Origin of the sequence: Campylobacter sp. BCW_6466, assembly GCF_001762835.1 — a bacterium.
Taxonomy (GTDB): domain Bacteria; phylum Campylobacterota; class Campylobacteria; order Campylobacterales; family Campylobacteraceae; genus Campylobacter_D; species Campylobacter_D jejuni.
The window spans coordinates 1-17,051 of record NZ_MJXO01000017.1 but is presented as its reverse complement, the minus strand read 5'-3'; the positions used below and the strand labels follow the sequence as shown (position 1 = coordinate 17,051).

The 17,051-nt window shown below is 30.9% G+C and carries 17 protein-coding genes, 4 tRNA genes and 1 pseudogene; 14 read left to right on the top strand and 8 right to left on the bottom strand.

What is annotated here, in order from left to right; translation table 11 throughout:
* Window positions 1–2: 2 nt before the first annotated feature.
* Window positions 3–1,295, top strand: coding sequence for a phosphomethylpyrimidine synthase ThiC (gene thiC / locus AJ887_RS01050; protein ID WP_002861195.1), 1,293 nt, complete (start codon window positions 3–5; stop codon window positions 1,293–1,295).
* Here the strand turns inward: thiC and AJ887_RS01045 are convergent.
* Genes AJ887_RS01045 through AJ887_RS01020 form a run of 6 tightly spaced genes read right to left on the bottom strand, consistent with a single transcriptional unit; the run spans window position 1,287 to window position 5,433 of the window.
* A complete protein-coding gene (locus AJ887_RS01045) occupies window positions 1,287–1,805 on the bottom strand; it encodes a hypothetical protein (RefSeq protein ID WP_070240609.1) in 519 nt (172 codons plus the stop codon). The genes thiC and AJ887_RS01045 overlap by 9 nt on opposite strands.
* Window positions 1,795–2,322: a hypothetical protein gene (locus tag AJ887_RS01040; protein WP_002861197.1), complete on the bottom strand. Its 528-nt coding sequence runs from the start codon at window positions 2,320–2,322 to the stop codon at window positions 1,795–1,797. Before AJ887_RS01040 ends, AJ887_RS01045 begins: the two co-directional genes overlap by 11 nt.
* Window positions 2,319–3,278, bottom strand: coding sequence for a hypothetical protein (locus tag AJ887_RS01035; RefSeq protein ID WP_002861198.1), 960 nt, complete (start codon window positions 3,276–3,278; stop codon window positions 2,319–2,321). Before AJ887_RS01035 ends, AJ887_RS01040 begins: the two co-directional genes overlap by 4 nt.
* A gap of 1 nt (window position 3,279) precedes the next feature.
* Window positions 3,280–3,909 carry a lysophospholipid acyltransferase family protein gene (locus tag AJ887_RS01030; protein WP_032603284.1) on the bottom strand — a complete coding sequence of 210 codons (630 nt, stop codon included), beginning with the start codon at window positions 3,907–3,909 and terminating at the stop codon, window positions 3,280–3,282.
* Window positions 3,893–5,194 (bottom strand): tRNA (N6-isopentenyl adenosine(37)-C2)-methylthiotransferase MiaB, encoded by a 1,302-nt coding sequence (gene miaB, locus AJ887_RS01025; RefSeq protein WP_002861200.1) that lies wholly within the window; start codon window positions 5,192–5,194, stop codon window positions 3,893–3,895. Before miaB ends, AJ887_RS01030 begins: the two co-directional genes overlap by 17 nt.
* The gene (locus tag AJ887_RS01020; protein WP_002851103.1) at window positions 5,191–5,433 is read right to left on the bottom strand and encodes an HP0268 family nuclease; all 243 of its coding nucleotides are present in this window, start codon (window positions 5,431–5,433) and stop codon (window positions 5,191–5,193) included. The genes miaB and AJ887_RS01020 overlap by 4 nt, the downstream gene beginning before the upstream one ends.
* 127 nt (window positions 5,434–5,560) lie before the next feature.
* On the opposite strand from AJ887_RS01020, the gene nusA reads away from it, so the two are divergent.
* Window positions 5,561–6,649: a transcription termination factor NusA gene (gene nusA, locus AJ887_RS01015; protein ID WP_002858478.1), complete on the top strand. Its 1,089-nt coding sequence runs from the start codon at window positions 5,561–5,563 to the stop codon at window positions 6,647–6,649.
* 15 nt (window positions 6,650–6,664) lie between these two features.
* Here nusA and AJ887_RS01010 read toward each other — a convergent pair whose 3' ends face one another.
* Window positions 6,665–7,852: an MFS transporter gene (locus AJ887_RS01010; protein WP_002858477.1), complete on the bottom strand. Its 1,188-nt coding sequence runs from the start codon at window positions 7,850–7,852 to the stop codon at window positions 6,665–6,667.
* A 73-nt stretch (window positions 7,853–7,925) separates the two neighbouring features.
* Between AJ887_RS01010 and AJ887_RS01005 the strand changes: the two genes are divergently transcribed.
* From AJ887_RS01005 to recG, 3 genes are read left to right on the top strand one after another with little or no spacing between them, the layout of a single operon-like run.
* The gene (locus AJ887_RS01005; protein ID WP_002868792.1) at window positions 7,926–8,972 is read left to right on the top strand and encodes a dehypoxanthine futalosine cyclase; all 1,047 of its coding nucleotides are present in this window, start codon (window positions 7,926–7,928) and stop codon (window positions 8,970–8,972) included.
* Window positions 8,972–10,192, top strand: coding sequence for a M16 family metallopeptidase (locus tag AJ887_RS01000; protein ID WP_070240608.1), 1,221 nt, complete (start codon window positions 8,972–8,974; stop codon window positions 10,190–10,192). The genes AJ887_RS01005 and AJ887_RS01000 overlap by 1 nt, the downstream gene beginning before the upstream one ends.
* The gene (gene recG, locus AJ887_RS00995) at window positions 10,182–12,005 is read left to right on the top strand and encodes an ATP-dependent DNA helicase RecG (protein WP_070240607.1); all 1,824 of its coding nucleotides are present in this window, start codon (window positions 10,182–10,184) and stop codon (window positions 12,003–12,005) included. Before AJ887_RS01000 ends, recG begins: the two co-directional genes overlap by 11 nt.
* Here the strand turns inward: recG and ctb are convergent.
* On the bottom strand, window positions 12,002–12,385 hold the full coding sequence (gene ctb, locus AJ887_RS00990) for a truncated hemoglobin Ctb (protein WP_070240606.1): 384 nt from the start codon (window positions 12,383–12,385) through the stop codon (window positions 12,002–12,004). The two genes, recG and ctb, sit on opposite strands and share 4 nt — an antisense overlap.
* A 94-nt stretch (window positions 12,386–12,479) precedes the next feature.
* Between ctb and nssR the strand changes: the two genes are divergently transcribed.
* The 9 genes and pseudogenes from nssR (at window position 12,480) to tuf (ending at window position 17,037) form a co-directional block, all read left to right on the top strand.
* A complete protein-coding gene (nssR, locus tag AJ887_RS00985) occupies window positions 12,480–13,076 on the top strand; it encodes a nitrosative stress-sensitive transcriptional regulator NssR (RefSeq protein WP_002868789.1) in 597 nt (198 codons plus the stop codon).
* A 16-nt stretch (window positions 13,077–13,092) separates the two neighbouring features.
* Complete coding sequence (locus tag AJ887_RS00980) at window positions 13,093–13,794, top strand: amino acid ABC transporter permease (protein WP_002861207.1); 702 nt, start codon at window positions 13,093–13,095, stop codon at window positions 13,792–13,794.
* On the top strand, window positions 13,787–14,443 hold the full coding sequence (locus AJ887_RS00975) for an amino acid ABC transporter permease (protein WP_002861208.1): 657 nt from the start codon (window positions 13,787–13,789) through the stop codon (window positions 14,441–14,443). Before AJ887_RS00980 ends, AJ887_RS00975 begins: the two co-directional genes overlap by 8 nt.
* A 1-nt stretch (window position 14,444) precedes the next feature.
* A pseudogene (locus AJ887_RS00970) lies at window positions 14,445–15,205 on the top strand (amino acid ABC transporter ATP-binding protein).
* Between the two features lie 91 nt (window positions 15,206–15,296).
* Window positions 15,297–15,372 (top strand) — tRNA-Thr (locus tag AJ887_RS00965).
* A gap of 49 nt (window positions 15,373–15,421) precedes the next feature.
* Window positions 15,422–15,507: transfer RNA gene (locus AJ887_RS00960), tRNA-Tyr, on the top strand.
* A 6-nt stretch (window positions 15,508–15,513) separates the two neighbouring features.
* A tRNA-Gly gene (locus AJ887_RS00955) sits at window positions 15,514–15,590 on the top strand.
* A 104-nt stretch (window positions 15,591–15,694) separates the two neighbouring features.
* Window positions 15,695–15,769 (top strand) — tRNA-Thr (locus AJ887_RS00950).
* Between the two features lie 68 nt (window positions 15,770–15,837).
* Complete coding sequence (gene tuf, locus AJ887_RS00945; protein WP_002855271.1) at window positions 15,838–17,037, top strand: elongation factor Tu; 1,200 nt, start codon at window positions 15,838–15,840, stop codon at window positions 17,035–17,037.
* Window positions 17,038–17,051: the final 14 nt, after the last annotated feature.

The window sequence follows — 17,051 nt, the reverse complement described above, 5'->3', positions numbered from 1 at the left end:
TTATGAAAACTCAAATGAATTATGCCAAAGAAGGTGTTTTTACTAAAGAAATGCAGATTGTTGCACAAAAAGAAAATTTAAGTAAAGATTTTTTGCTTGAAAATATTGCTTGCGGTAAAATTATTATCCCTGCAAATATTAATCATAATAGTCTTGATCCAAATGGTATAGGTTTTGGATTGCGTACTAAGGTTAATGTAAATTTAGGAGTTTCAAATGATTGTGTTGATTATAGCGAGGAAATGAAAAAAGTAGAGCTTGCTCATAAATTTGACATAGAAGCGATTATGGACTTAAGCAATTATGGCAAAACAAGTCGTTTTAGAGATGAGCTTGTTAATGTTTCAAAAGCTATGATAGGAACAGTTCCTGTATATGATGCAGTAGGATTTTTAGAAAAAGATTTAAAACAAATTAATGCCAAAGACTTTTTAGATGTTGTATATCATCATGCTAAAAGTGGGGTTGATTTTATGACAATTCATGCAGGTATTAATTCTCGCGCAGCGCATATTTTTAAACAAAGTAAAAGACTTACAAATATAGTTTCAAGAGGAGGCTCTGTGCTTTATGCTTGGATGATGATGAAAGATGCTGAAAATCCTTTTTTTGAGTATTATGATGATTTGCTTGATATTTGTTTAAAATACGATGTAACTTTATCTTTGGGTGATGCTTTGCGTCCTGGCTCTACCCACGATGCAAGTGATGGGGCACAAATTTCAGAGCTTATAGAATTATCACTCCTTACTCAAAGGGCTTGGGATGTTGGGGTTCAAGTAATGATAGAAGGTCCAGGGCATATGGCTATTAATGAAATAGAGGCAAATATGCAATTAGAAAAGCGTTTATGCAAAGGAGCGCCTTTTTATGTCTTAGGACCTTTGGTAACAGATATTGGCGCAGGGTATGATCATATTAGTGGTGCTATTGGAGGAGCTGTGGCTGCAGCTAGCGGTGCTGATATGCTGTGTTATGTAACACCTGCTGAACACTTAAGACTTCCAAATTTAGAAGATGTTAGAGAGGGTATAGTTGCGACTAAAATTGCAGCTCATGCGGGAGATATAGCTAAACTTCCAAAAGAAAGAGCAAGAGATGATGAGATGAGTAAGGCTAGGCAAGAGATAGATTGGGAGAAAATGTTTAAACTTGCTATTGATGGAGAAAAGGCCAAAAAAATGTTTAATGAGCGTCGTCCTGATGATTTAAACTCATGTTCCATGTGTGGAAAAATGTGTGCAATGAATACTATGAATCAAATTTTAAAAGGCGAAGATGTGAGTTTAGCTTGAATAAACTTTGAGAATAAGATCTATAGAGATACCTTGCTCTCCTCCTTTAAGATTAAGTGGATAATCAAGCTTGATTAAATTATTATAGTTTTTTAGAGCATCAATAAAATCATAAAGTCTTCTAGGATTGTTCATTGTCGCTTTAATGGCTAAGCGGTTTTTTAGATATTTTTCTTGTTTTTCGGGCTTAGTTTCTTGAATTTTTACATTTTGAAAATATTTTTGTAAAAAAATATCAAAATTTCCTATATTAAAATTTTGCTCAAATTGCTCTAAACTTTTGTTGTTTTCGCTTCTTAGAGTTGATATTTTATCTTCACTAAAGTCAAATTTTGATTTAGTGGCTTTTAAGATAGCAAGTTGTGAGTTTTCTCTAAGGTTTGCTTGTTTGTAATTTTTTAATGTCGGTAAAAGTAAAAATAAGATCAAGGCTGTACAAACGCTTATAAAACTTAACGCGCAAATGATAAGCTTTAATAAATCAATTTCTTCTAGGCTTTTATCTTTCATCTACAACTCCTGGAATTTGTTTACTAATACTAACAAAACGATACCACCCATTATCTAAGCGATAATAGGTTGTATAGCTTTGATCAAAGATGCTTTTTAAAGGGGTTTCTAAAAGTAGAGTAAACATTTCTCTTGTAGGAGTGACTCCGATAAGTTTTAAGGAATATTCGTCTTGTTCAACACTTTCAAGAGTAATATTATCAGTTTTTACAATAATATCAAATAGATTTCTTAAGCTTTCTTTAATAATTTGATTTTGAGTGTTAAAATTTTTCGCTATTTGGCTTTGATCAAATAAAATTTCATAAAGCATTTCATTTTGCTTAGTTTGATTTTGAAGCACTATAACTTGTTGTTTTTCATCATCGATAGAGCTATTGATTAATGCAATTTTTATTGTATATGTAAAATATACTAGCAAGATAAATAATATACTAAAACCAAAAAGTCCTAGCCAAATTTTATCAAAGAGCGTGAAAATAGGTTTTTTTCTTGGCTGTATGAAGCTATAAGTCATTTAAGCTCCTTTTGCATCAATTCTATCATAAGATCTAAGGTGTTGATTTGTTTCGTTTTTATCTCTAAAAAAGTTTCACTTTCTAAAAAATCAATAGCACTTATGTTAATATCTGATTCGCTATATAATAAAATACCATTGATAAATACCCCAGCATATTTATCATCATTATAAAATTTTTCAATGCTCGTAATAATATAACGACAAAGTTCCATATCATTGCTAAATTGATTTAATTCATCAAGATTAAAATTATCATTATTATCCAAAGTTTCAAGATTATTTTCTTGATCAAGTAGGTCAAATTTACTATTTAAGGCTTCATTGAAGTTATCTAAGGTAACTTCGGTATCATCGTTGTTGTTTTCAATTTCTTGATTATCTTCTGATGGAAGTTCAAGCTCTAAACCTAATTCTTGCTCAAATATTTTAAAATCACCGTATAAGATAGTATTGCCTTTGGCAACAATAATTGCCAAAAGATGTCCTTGCTTAAATCCATAAAGTAAATTTTGATCATCAGGCTGTTTTTCTTTTTGTATATTGTAGTAAAGAAGAGCAAAAGGGGAATATAAAAAATCTAAACCTCTATATTCTTCAAAAAGCTCGCTATAATATTCCACATGTTCGGTAGCTGTATAAACAAGGGCATTATTAAACAAAATATGCTGTAAGCTGATTTTTCCTATATTAAAGTGCTCACAATCTTGAATATTTGTACTAGGTATTAATCCTTGTTCTTTGGCGTCTAAAAATAAAGCAGTGTGGTAAAATAAGAAATGCTTGCTTAAATTTTTTATGTATTCTAATAAATTTTCACTTTTATCAAAAGTTTTTTCATTGCTACTGATTAGTTTATTTCCTCTGTAAATAGAAGCTTTTACAATATTTTTTTTATCTTCTAAAATAATACTAATAAAAAGTTGTGGAAATATTTTTTTAAGTAAAAATAACATTTCATTCCTTGAATTGATCAGCTAAGCTAATTTTATCAAATTGTTCCATTAGAAATTCTTTAGCTTTTTCTTTATCTAAAGATAAAATATCCAAAGGTTCACTTAGACTATAAGTAATCTTACTAAAAGGTTTTGGCAAGATCATCTTATCCCAACTTTTAAATTCCCAAAAACGATTTGCTTCATAGTTTAAAATTCTTATCTTTAGTTCTTTTTTTTGAGCCAAAATGATAGAACCATCTGAAATACTATGATAAGGCCCTCGTGGACCATCGGGCGTGATAACTATATCGTCATTTTGTTCTAAAACTTTAAATGCAGCTCTAAGTGCACTGCTAGCACCCCTTGAAGTGCTTCCTCTTACAGTATCAAGACCGAAAAGCTTGATGATTTTTGCAATTTGCTCTCCATCTTTATGGTGAGAGATCATGACATAGGCTTTTTTATTTTTTTGCCTATAATGTCTAAACGCAAAAGGCATAAGTGCTAATTTTCCATGCCAAAAAAGTATCACACCAGCTTTACGGTCAACTCTTTCACCTTTATAGTGCTTTTTACAGCTTAAAAAAATAAGCCATTGCAAGATGAAAATTATATATGTTAAGCAATGGATTTTAAACGATTTCCCCATATAAAACCATACGCTTTGCATTAGTTATTTTTACTTCTTTAAATTGCCCTAAAAGTTCTTCGCTACCTTCAACTTGAACTAAAAAATTATTATCTGTTCTTCCAGCAATGCTATTGCCTGCTCTTAATTCTTCAAATAAAACTTTAAAAGTTTTATTTTCTTGTTTTTTTACAATTTCATCTAAAATTTCACTATGACGATTTTGTAAGGTGCTAAGTCTTCTTGAAGCTGTTTCTTCATCGATTTGATTAGGCATGGTTGCAGCTTTTGTTAAAGGGCGTTTGGAGTATTTAAAAGAAAAAATTTGCTCAAAACGCACTTTTTCCAAAACATCCATAGTTTCTTCAAAATCTTTTTCACTTTCCCCTGGAAAAGCTACAATAATGTCTGTAGAAATGCTAACATTTGGACAAAGTTCTCTAAGTTTTAAAGCTCTATTTAAATACCATTCTTTAGTATAGCCACGCTTCATAGCTTTTAAAATTTCACTTGAGCCACTTTGTAAAGGCATATGCATGGATTTGCAAACTTTTGGATTATTGGCAAAAACTTTTAAAAATTTATCATCCATGTGCAAAGGATGTGGACTTGTAAAGCGAATGCGCTCCAAACCTTCTATAGTGCTAAGTTCTTCTAAAAGATCTGAAAAGTCCATTTTTTTATGTTCATTTCTAAATCTTTTGCCGTAGTTATTGACATTTTGTCCTAGCAAGAAAATCTCTTTAGCGCCTTTTTCAACGGCTTTTTGAGCTTCTTTGTAGATGATGTTAAAAGGTATGGAAATTTCATCTCCTCTAGTATGTGGTACTATACAATAAGTGCAGTGTTTATCACAACCTATGGAGATATTAATATAGGATTTATAAATACTATTTCGAAAATCTGCAAAAGCAAATTCACTTTCATCATAGTCTATGTCCACGCCCATAAATTTTGGAGTTTTTATAGCTTGAGTGATTTTGGAAATATTTCTTGCCCCTAGAACAAAATCCACATAAGGAGCACGTTTGAAAATTTCATTTCCCAAATGTGATGCAGTGCATCCACAAACTCCTATTTTAGCACCTTCTTTTTTAACTTTTTCAAAGCCACCCACTTCTGAGAAAAGTTTATGCACAGGTTTTTCACGCACTGAACAGGTATTAATAAGAATAAGATCTGCTTCTTTGATATCTTCTGTTAGTGCGTAATTTTCTTTTTGTGTTAATTCTGCGATCATATGCTCAGAATCTCTGACATTCATCGCACAACCTAAAGTTTGGATAAAAAGTTTTTTAGCACTCAAAGAATATGTACCTCATACATAAAATCATTATCATCAAGTCCGTATTTTACGGTTCTATGATAAATGCTTACTCCTTTTTTTTCAAAATGATTTACAAGGGCAATGAGTTGTTTGTGTGTATTATCTTTATCAAAATAAAAAAACTTTTGTCCTTCTTTTTCTATAGCCTCTTCGATTTTTTCTAGGCTAATATTTTTAGGTTTTTCATTAATCAAAGTTCTTGCCAATTTTAATTCCATAGCTAAATCCTTAAGAATTTTCATTTTAATCTATAATTTTAGCAAATTTTACTTTTAATTAAACTTATTAAGGATATAATTTTTATCTACATTATTTAAATTTCCCACAAAAAAGGTTTTATAAAATATGGAAAAGATAGCAGATATTATCGAATCTATTGCTAATGAAAAAAATTTAAACTTAGAGAATGTAAGAGAAAAGGTAGCTACCGCTTTAATCAATACTGCAAAAAGAATTTATGGACAAGAATATGAGTTTTTTGTGGATCCTAAAAATTTAAATCTTTATCAAAAAATTACCATAGTAGCAGATAATGACGAGAGATTGCAAAATAAAAGTGAGAGTTTTATCGCGTTAAGTAAGGCAAAATCAGAAGCTCCAGATGTTGAAATAGGAGATGAATTAACCTATGAATGTTCTTTGGAAAATTTAGGAAGAACTGCGGTAAATACCTTGCATAAAGAACTTGAATATCATATACAAAAATTATTAGAACAAACTATTTTTGAAAAGTATAAAAACAAAGTAGGGCAAATGGTTTTTGGTACAGTTGTTAGAGTGGATAATGAAGAAAATACTTTTATTGAAATAGATGAATTAAGAGCTTTTTTACCGAGAAAAAATCGCATTAAAGGGGAAAAGTTTAAAATAGGTGATGTGGTAAAAGCTGTGATACGCCGTGTTTATACAGATAAGGGTATTAAAATCGAGCTTAGTCGTACAAGTCCTAAATTTTTAGAATGTTTACTTGAAGCTGAGGTTCCAGAAATCAAAGATGGTTATGTCAATATTATAGGATGTGCTAGAATTCCAGGTGAAAGAGCAAAAATCATTCTTCAGGCCAATGGAACAAATATCGATCCTGTAGGAGCTACAGTAGGTGTTAAAGGTGTAAGAATTAATGCAGTAAGCAAAGAGCTTCATAATGAAAATATTGATTGTATAGAATTTACAAATGAGAGTGAAATTTTAATTTCTCGTGCCTTGGCTCCTGCTATTGTAAATTCTGTAAAAATTGAAGATAAAAAAGCTATTGTAAGTTTAAATAGCGAACAAAAAAGCAAAGCTATAGGAAAAAATGGTATTAATATTCGCCTTGCTTCTATGTTAAGTGGTTATGAAATAGAGCTCAATGAATTAAGCTCATCGCAGCTAAATAATGCCATCAGCAATGAAGAAGCAATGAAAAATCTTCAAGATTTGTTTAAAATTTAAAATATTTGTGAATTTTCACAAATATTTTTTATAAAACCACTTCCAATAAAATGCCGCAAAGATAAAAATCATACCCAATAAGCCTGTAATTAGTTCTAAACTCAAGCCTATTTCAAATAAAAAGCCCATAAGCATTGAAATAATAGCGCTAAAACTAAGATAAATCATATCTGTATAAGCGATCACTCTACCATGATATTCTTTGTCGGCATTTTTTTGTATCATGGTGTAGGTGTAAGCCCAAAGCGCTGAGGTAAAAAAACCTGCACCGATTAAACCTAAAAAAGAAATATAAAAATTAAATTGAGTTAAAGCCCAAAGTATAATACCCAAGCCTTGACCAAGATACATGTAAAATAAATTTTTATCATTAATAAATTTGCTTAAAACCATAGGTCCTATAGCTAAAGAACAAGCACGTACTGCATTTAAAAACCCTATTACTAAAGCAGCAGATAAAACTTCTTTATATTGATGTTGCGCTAAAAGCGTAACCAAGGTTTCATAAGCAGTTAAACCTATAAAAGCGTGAAGCAAGATAAGATGAAAAATTATCTTATTGTTTAAAACATAGAAAAATCCTTCTTTTATCATGGTAAAAAAGCGACTTTGTGTTTTTTGATGAAAATCAGGAATGCTTAATCTTACTAAAAAAGAAATGCCTATGAGTATAAGTATACAGTCAAATAGAAAAGCGGTTTTAACTCCTAGAAAATAAATAAAAATTCCCGCACTTGCCATACCTGCTGTATAAGAAATCGCCCAAATGACACTGTGCATTTCATTAGCGAGTTTAAGTTCTTGAGGAGTTAAAATTTTGGCCAATAAACTCATTTCAGCTTGAAAATAAATCGAAGCAACACAAAGTCTTATGAAAATTAAAATAAATAAAAGCCAAAGCATACTAAGACTTGTGACAAAAATAAGACAAAAAATAGAAATTAATTCTATGCTAATCATACTGAGTAAAAGTTTTTTAGGTTTATTTTTCTCTACTATGACGCCATTAATAGGAGCAAGTAAAACTCCAGGTAAAAAAGCAAGCATAGCACTTGTAGCTGTTGCCCAAGTAGGAGCATTAAGTTCGACTAAAAGGGTAAAAACTCCCGTTTGAGAAAACCATGCTCCAAAATATACTATAAACTGAACCGAAGCTAATATTCTGATATTTTTATTATTTTTTAATAGTTCAATGTAATTCATAAGCGAAACTATAGCATAATTTATATTTTAAATGCTATAATTATTTTAATTATGTAAAAAACAAGGAAAAATTTTGAAAAGACTGGATAAAAAAGAAGCTTTAGATTTATTACACCATGCAAGTTTAACAGAACTTGGAGAAATGGCTTATAAAAGAAAATTAGAACTTCATCCTGAAAAAATCACCACTTTTGTTGTGGATAGAAATATTAATTATACCAATGTTTGTTGTATTGATTGTTCTTTTTGCGCTTTTTATCGCCATCATAAAGAAGATGATGCTTATATTTTAAGCTTTGAAGAGATAGGCAAAAAGATAGAAGAGCTTGAAGCTATCGGGGGAACACAAATTCTTTTTCAAGGCGGGGTGCATCCAAAATTAAAAATAGAATGGTATGAAGAATTAGTTTCTTGGATAAAAGAACATTATCCAAATATCACTGTGCATGGTTTTTCAGCAGTTGAGATCGCTTATATTGCAAAAGCATCTAAAATTTCAATCACTGAAGTGTTAAAAAGATTGCAAGCTAAAGGTTTATTTTCTATACCAGGAGCAGGTGCTGAGGTGCTAAGCGATAGGGTGCGTGATATTATCGCACCAAATAAATGTGATACAGCTACTTGGTTAGAAGTACATCGCCAAGCTCATAAAATTGGTATGAAAAGTACAGCTACTATGATGTTTGGAACGGTTGAAAATGATGAAGAAATCATCGATCATTTTGAGCATTTGAGAAAATTACAAGATGAAACAGGGGGATTTAGAGCTTTTATTTTATGGAGCTTTCAAAGTGATAATACTGCTTTAATCCAAAAACATCCAGAGATTATGAAACAAAGTTCTAACAAATATTTAAGACTTTTAGCTTTAGCAAGACTTTATTTAGATAATTTTAAAAATTTACAAAGTTCTTGGGTAACTCAAGGCTCACTTATAGGCCAGCTTGCTTTAAAATTTGGGGCCAATGATTTAGGCTCAACTATGATGGAAGAAAATGTAGTAAGTGCTGCAGGAGCAAGTTATAGAATGAATCAAGATGAGATGATAAGGCTGATTAGAAGTTTAGGCGAAAATCCAGCTAAACGCAATACCGCTTATGAAATTTTAGAAAGGTTTTAATGCAGTATTTAGAGAGTAGGGGTATTAAAATCCCTTTTATTTTTGAAAAAAATTCTGATTTTCCTATTGTTGTTTTAAAGCTTGTTTTTAGAAATTGTGCTAGAAGTTATGATGAAATAGCAGGCTTAGCTAAGATGTTTTCACGTATTTTAAATGAAGGCGTGGATGATAAATTTTTTAAGGATTTAGAATTTAGAGCGATAAATTTAGAGGCAAGTAGTGGTTTTGAAAGTTTGGAAATCAATCTTTCTTGCTTGAAAGAAAATTTTGATTTTGCTTTAAAGAGTTTAGAAAAATTGCTTTTAAAACCAAGAATAGAAGAAAAAACTTTGCAAAAATTAAAAATCAATGCCTTAGGTGAGCTCGCGAGTAAAAATAGTGATTTTGATTATTTAGCAAAAAATTTACTCAATGCTCAAATTTTTAAATGTAAAGAATTTCAAAGTCCAAATGATGGAGATGAAAAAAGTATAGAAACTTTGTCTTTAAAAGATTTGCAAAATTTTTATAAAAATTTTATCCATCTTAGTGATTTGGTTGTGATTTTAGGAGGAGATTTAGAAGAAAAACAAGCCAAGGAAGATCTTTTAAAACTCTTATCAAAACTTCAAATAGGCAAAAAAAATACTCCAAAAAAATATGAGTTAGGCAAAAACATCAAAGATGAAATTTTGGTACGCCCAGAAAGTGAACAAGCTTATATTTATTTTGCTACGCCTTTTTTTGCTGATTTTAAAGATAAGGATTTATATCTTGCAAAAATTGCCTTATTTGTGCTAGGGCAAGGAGGATTTGGTTCAAGGATTATGGAAGAAATTCGCGTTAAAAGAGGTCTTGCATACTCAGCTTATGCTATGCTTGATATGAATATGTCTTTTTCTAGAGTTTTTGGATATTTACAAACTAAAAATGAAAGCGCTAAAGAAGCTAAGAAAATCGTAAAAGAGCTCTTTGAAGATTTTATAAAAAATGGCATGACTCAAAACGAACTTGATCAAGCTAAAAATTTTCTCATAGGATCAACTCCTTTGCGTTATGAAAGCTTAAGTAAGCGTTTATCTATAGCCTTTAATGAATTTTATCAAGGTTTAAATTTGGGATATTATAAAGAAGAATTAAAACTTATGGAAAAGGTTAAGCTTGAAACCATAAATGCTTATATTAAAAAACATCAAGAACTTTTAAATATAAGTTTTGCAAGCATACAAAATGAAAATTAAAGAAAGTGATTTTGAATTTTTTAAAAAATTAAAAATTAGAAGTGCTATTGATTTAGCGCTTCTTTTACCTAAAAAAATTGAAAATTTAAATCCAAGTAAAAATCCTAAAGAAAATGAAATTTGCACCCAAAAAATCACTATAAAAAGCGTTAGTTCAAGAAAAAATCAACTTTTTGGTTTAGGTTTTTGTGAAGAATGGCAAGAAAATATTTCTTTTGTATTTTTTCATCCTAGAGCTTGGCATTTTGGGGTTTGCAAGGTAGGAAAAGAGCTTGTTTTTAATGCTAAACTCTCGCGTTTTAATCACACTTGGCAATTTAACAATCCTAAAATTTTAACTTCTTTTGAGGGTTTTAGTCCAAAGTATCAAATTTTAGGTTTAAAAGATACAAAAATTGCCGCTTTTATACATAAATATCTTAATTATGAAAATTTAAAAGAAAGTGGCATAGAGGATAAATATATACATTTTCTTTTAAATTTACATGCTTATGATGAAAAAAGTTTTTTTATGTTTGAAAATTTGCAAAATTTTAGCAAAGATTTAAAATATATAGAAATATATAATTTTTTAAAGCGTTTAAAAGCTAAACAAACGCATTTTAAAGCTCATCAAATCAATGTTTTTAATATAGCTAATTGGCTTAAAGATTTGCCTTTTTCTCTTACTAAAGATCAGCTTAACGCCTTAAAAGACATAGAAAAAGATTTACACTCAAAAGAAGCTAAAAGGCGTGTGATTATGGGTGATGTGGGGTGTGGTAAAACCTTGGTTTTACTCGGTGCTGCTTTGATGGTTTATCCTAAGCAGGCTATTTTAATGGCACCTACTAGTATTTTAGCGTATCAGCTTTATGAAGAGGCTAAGAAATTTTTGCCTGATTTTATGAATATTTTGTTTATTAAAGGGGGCAAAAAAGAAAAAGATTTAGAACAAAATATTCAAAAAGCAAATCTTATTATAGGCACTCATGCTTTAATTCATTTAGAAAGCCATAATGCCGTACTTGTAATGATAGATGAACAACATCGTTTTGGATCAGCTCAGCGTGAGAAAATTCATTCTTTAAATAAGCAAGAATTTGCCCCTCATTTTATACAGTTTTCGGCTACACCTATTCCAAGAACTTTAAGCATGATACAATCTGAACTTTTAAATTTTAGTTTTATTAAACAAATGCCTTTTAAAAAAGATATTACAACTTATTGTATACAAAATGAAGGTTTTTCTAAGCTTAGCGAGAAGATCAAAGAAGAAATTTCTAAAAATCATCAAATTATCATTATTTATCCCTTAGTGAGTGCTAGTGATAATATTCCTTATCTTTCTTTGGAGCAGGCTAGGGGGTATTGGCAGAGTCATTATGAAAAAGTTTTTGTAACTCATGGAAAAGATAAACAAAAAGATGAAATTTTAGAGCGTTTTAGAGATAAGGGAAATATTTTATTAAGCACTACAGTGGTGGAAGTGGGCATTTCTTTGCCAAGATTGAGTATGATAGTGATTGTAGGAGCGGAACGTTTAGGACTTGCTACCTTGCATCAACTTCGTGGTCGTGTAGGTCGTGTAGGGCTTAAAAGTACTTGTTATCTTTATACTAAGCTTAAAGAAATTCCAAGTCGTTTAAAAGACTTTGCTAGTACTTTAGATGGGTTTAAAATAGCAGAGCTTGATCTTAAAAATCGTTTGAGTGGAGATTTGCTCGATGGTTTTATGCAACATGGAAATGAGTTTAAATTTTTTGATTTTTCTAAGGATGAGGAGATTTTAGAAAAGGTAAAAAAAGATTTGGCAAAAAAATTGCCAAATTAATGTCCACCATACTTATAAAGCATATTTTGAAAATGTGAAGCTATCATTTGTGCACGCTGTAAAATGACATTTTTCATTTCTTCATTATAAACCATATTTAAACTTTCTTCAAAAAGTCCTAGCCAAACTTCAAAAAATTCTTGAGGAAAAGGAGGTAGATCTAGATGCTTTTTTAAGGGTTGTCCATTATAATCACCTTCTCCTAAAAGCATACCTGCCCAAAAATTTCCTATTTTTGCTTTATGTTCTTTCCATTCTTCATCACTTGTTCCAATAGCATTGTTAAAAATAGGACCTAAATCTTTATCTTTTCTAACTTTTTCATAAAATATTTCCATGAGTTTTGCTATGCTTTCTTGATTAATTGTTTCAAATTTCATATAAGCCTTTCTTAAATGTTAATTTTATGGCGTTAATATAGCAAAAATAAGATAAATTAAATTTAACATAAGTTAAGAATGGAAAATGTATATAATGAAAGATTATTTAGAACTTTTATCTAGTGTAGGAAAATTAAAAAAATTTCAAAAAAATAGTATTTTATTTTATGAGGGCGAAGAGGCTAAAAAATTTTTTATTTTACTTAAGGGAAAAATACGCATTTATAAAAGTACAGCAAGCGATAAAGAAATTACTTTGCATTATTTTAATCCTCCAAATTTTATAGCAGAAATGCCTGCTTTTAAAAAATTAAATTATCCTGCTAATGCTATTTTTGAAGAAGATGGAGAAATTTTGGAAATTGATTTTATTAATTTTCAAAATTTATGCAGTGAAAATAAAGAATTCAATTTTTTACTTATCAGTTCACTTTTTGATAAAATTAAAATTTTAGAAAAGAAATTATCTCAAAATGCATTAGATTTAAGGACGAGATTATTAAAGTATCTTTTGGAAAATGAAAAAAATTTAGATACAATTTCACAAAAACAAATTGCAATTGATTTAAATGTTAGAGCACAATCTTTATCTCGAGTGTTAAAAGAGCTTAAAATTTCAGAACTTATTGATACAAAAAAAGGTAGAATTGAAATTTTAAATAAAGATATGATCATGAAAGAACTTTGGTAAAAATTTAAGGTAGAGAATGGATTTTGATTTTATATTAGTTCAAGCTCCTGCTTTTTTAACGGCTGCTTGGCTTACGATAAAACTAAGCTTTTTTGGAATTATTTTTTCTTTGATAATAGGCTTGTTTTGCATTTTAATGAGTTATTTTAAAATAAAAATTTTAGAAAATATTTGCAAGCTTTATATAGAGTTTTCAAGAAATACGCCTTTATTAATTCAACTTTTTTTCTTATATTATGCTTTACCTAAATTTAATATACATTTAGAGCAAATTCCACCGCTTGATTTGATTTGCTTAAGCGTAGAAGAAACTTTAAGGCCTTCTTTTGCTTGTGCTATAGTAGGACTTAGTTTTTTAGGAGGTTCTTATATGGCCGAGAGTTTAAGAGCGGGATTTGAAGCCATAAGAAAACAGCAGTTTGAAGCGGGACTTTCTTTGGGTTTTTCAAAATTTGGAAATTTGCGTTATGTGATTTTGCCGCAAGCTTTGGCTATTTCTATGCCAAGTATTAGTGCTAATATTATATTTTTAATCAAAGAAACTTCAGTCGTTAGTATTATTGCCTTGCCAGATTTGGTGAATTTAATGAAGAGTTTAAATTCCTTAACCTATAAGACAGATGAGCTATTGTTTTTGTTGTTTATGGGATATTTGTGTATTATCTTACCTTTGTCTTTTATTTTGCTAAAGTTTGAAAAAAGGTTGTTTCATGCTTGAACTTTTAAATACCGATACGCTTTTAAGACTCTGGCAAGGGCTTTTTGTCACTCTTGAAATTTCATTTATCAGCATTATTATTACTTCGATAGGTGGGTTGTTTTTGGGAATTTTAATGAGTTTTAAAAATACCTATATCTATGCTTTTTGTCGTTTAGGCTTAGAATTTGTGCGTGTTATGCCACTTTTGGTATGGCTTTTTGTGGTGTATTTTGGTTTTCCTAGATGGTTTGGGTGGGATTTGAGTTCTGTAAGTGCAGCTATTATTGTTTTTAGCATTTGGGGTTGTTTTGAGATGATGGATTTGGTGCGTGTTTCCTTGCAGAGTATTCCAAAGCATCAGTATGAAAGTGCATCATCTTTAGGTTTAAATACGGTGCAAAGTTTTGTTTATATTATTATTCCACAAGCTATGCGTCGTTTAACTCCTATGAGCATGAATTTACTTACTCGTATGATTAAAAGTACAACCTTTGCTTATTTAATCGGCGCGGTAGAGCTTGTAAAAGTAGGGCAACAAATTATAGAATTTCATAATAGAAATGATTTTGCACCTTTTATTATTTATGGTTTGATTTTTTTTATCTTTTTTATACTTTGTTATCCCATCACTTTATATTCAAGAAAATTAGAGAAAAAATGGAGCTAAAATGAGCATACTAAAAATAGAAAATTTACAAAAGTATTATGGTTCGCATCACGCCTTAAAAGATATTAATTTAGAAGTTAAAGCTAAAGAAGTTGTGGTGATTTTAGGTCCTAGCGGATGTGGAAAATCTACGCTTTTGCGTTGTATTAATGGGCTTGAAGAGATTGCAAGTGGTAATATTTATGTTGATAATGAGAAAATAGATAAAGATTTTAAAGAATGGCCAAGAATGCGTCAAAAAGTTGGTATGGTTTTTCAATCTTATGAGCTTTTTGAGCATTTAAGTGTTGAAGAAAATATACTTTTAGGGCCTATGAAAGTGCAAAAAAGAAAGAAAGATGAGGTTTTGAAAGAGGCTAAAATTTGGCTTGAAAAGGTGGGACTTTTGCATAAAATTCATGCTTATCCAAGAGAACTTAGCGGAGGACAAAAGCAAAGAATTGCCATAGTAAGAAGTCTATGTATGAATCCTGAGTTAATGCTTTTTGATGAGGTTACAGCAGCGTTGGATCCTGAGATTGTTAGAGAAGTTTTAGAAGTGATGTTAAATCTTGCAAAAGAGGGTATGACTATGCTTATTGTTACTCATGAAATGGGTTTTGCTAAAGCTGTAGCAGATAAAATTATTTTTATGGATGAAGGAAAAATCATCGAAGAAAATGATCCTAAAAGTTTTTTTGAAAATCCAAAAAGCGAAAGAGCAAAGAAATTTTTAAATTTGTTTGATTATCATAAATAGATAAAAATAATATTGGTTTATGATAATAAACTTTACAAGACTAAAATTTTATAGAAAAACTAAAAAAGTCTTGACAAAAATTTTTTTTTGAGTTATAATCTCACTTTTATTTTTGCTGGTTTAGCTCAGTTGGTAGAGCAGCTGCCTTGTAAGCAGCAGGTCGGGGGTTCAAGTCCCTTAACCAGCTCCATTTATTTTAGCAGTGTTTGACCAGAATATTGAAAAAGCAATATTTTTATGGTGAGTTACTCAAGTGGCCAACGAGGGCAGACTGTAAATCTGCTGGCTTTCGCCTTCCGTGGTTCGAATCCACGACTCACCACCATGCTTTGCGGGAGTAGCTCAGTTGGCTAGAGCATCAGCCTTCCAAGCTGAGGGTCGCGGGTTCGAGTCCCGTTTCCCGCTCCAATAATTTAAAAGAACTGGGAGCTGTATTTTAAAACCTTTAACTTACAGTATATATCCCATTTAAGAGTTTTTGTTGTCTGTTATTGTGTATAATTTTTCTGAGCGCTCGTATGGCTCAGAGGTAGAGCACTCCCTTGGTAAGGGAGAGGTCGCGGGTTCAATTCCCGCTATGAGCTCCATGAATTGAAAAAATTATATAGATATAAGACTTGCTTTGCTCAATTTATTTTTTATACGGAGGAAAAAAATGGCTAAAGAAAAATTTTCACGTAATAAGCCACACGTAAATATTGGTACTATTGGTCACGTTGACCATGGTAAAACTACTTTAACAGCTGCTATTTCTGCTGTTCTTTCTAGAAGAGGTTTAGCAGAGCTTAAAGATTATGATAATATCGATAATGCTCCAGAAGAAAAAGAGCGTGGTATTACTATTGCTACTTCTCATATTGAATATGAAACAGACAATCGTCACTATGCACACGTTGACTGCCCAGGTCACGCAGATTATGTTAAAAACATGATTACAGGTGCTGCACAAATGGATGGAGCGATCTTGGTTGTTTCTGCTGCAGATGGCCCTATGCCACAAACTAGAGAGCATATTCTTCTTTCTCGTCAAGTAGGCGTTCCATATATTGTTGTTTTTATGAATAAAGCAGATATGGTTGATGATGCTGAACTTTTAGAGTTAGTTGAAATGGAAATTAGAGAATTATTAAGCTCTTATGATTTCCCAGGCGATGATACACCTATTATTTCTGGTTCTGCTTTAAAAGCTCTTGAAGAAGCTAAAGCTGGACAAGATGGTGAATGGTCAGCAAAAATTATGGATCTTATGGCTGCAGTTGATAGCTATATTCCAACTCCAACTCGTGATACCGAAAAAGACTTCTTGATGCCAATTGAAGACGTTTTCTCAATTTCAGGTCGTGGTACTGTTGTTACAGGTAGAATTGAAAAAGGTGTTGTAAAAGTAGGTGATACTATTGAAATCGTTGGTATTAAAGATACTCAAACAACAACTGTAACAGGTGTTGAAATGTTCAGAAAAGAAATGGATCAAGGCGAAGCAGGAGATAACGTAGGTGTTCTTCTTCGTGGTACTAAAAAAGAAGAAGTTATCCGTGGTATGGTTCTTGCTAAACCAAAATCAATTACTCCGCACACTGACTTCGAAGCTGAAGTTTATATCTTAAATAAAGATGAAGGTGGTAGACATACTCCATTCTTTAACAACTATAGACCACAGTTTTATGTAAGAACAACTGATGTTACAGGTTCGATTAAATTAGCTGATGGTGTTGAAATGGTTATGCCAGGTGAAAATGTGAGAATTACTGTAAGCTTGATCGCTCCAGTAGCACTTGAAGAAGGAACTCGTTTTGCTATTCGTGAAGGTGGTAAAACTGTTGGTTCAGGTGTTGTTTCTAAAATTATTAAATAATTTAATAAAGCCAA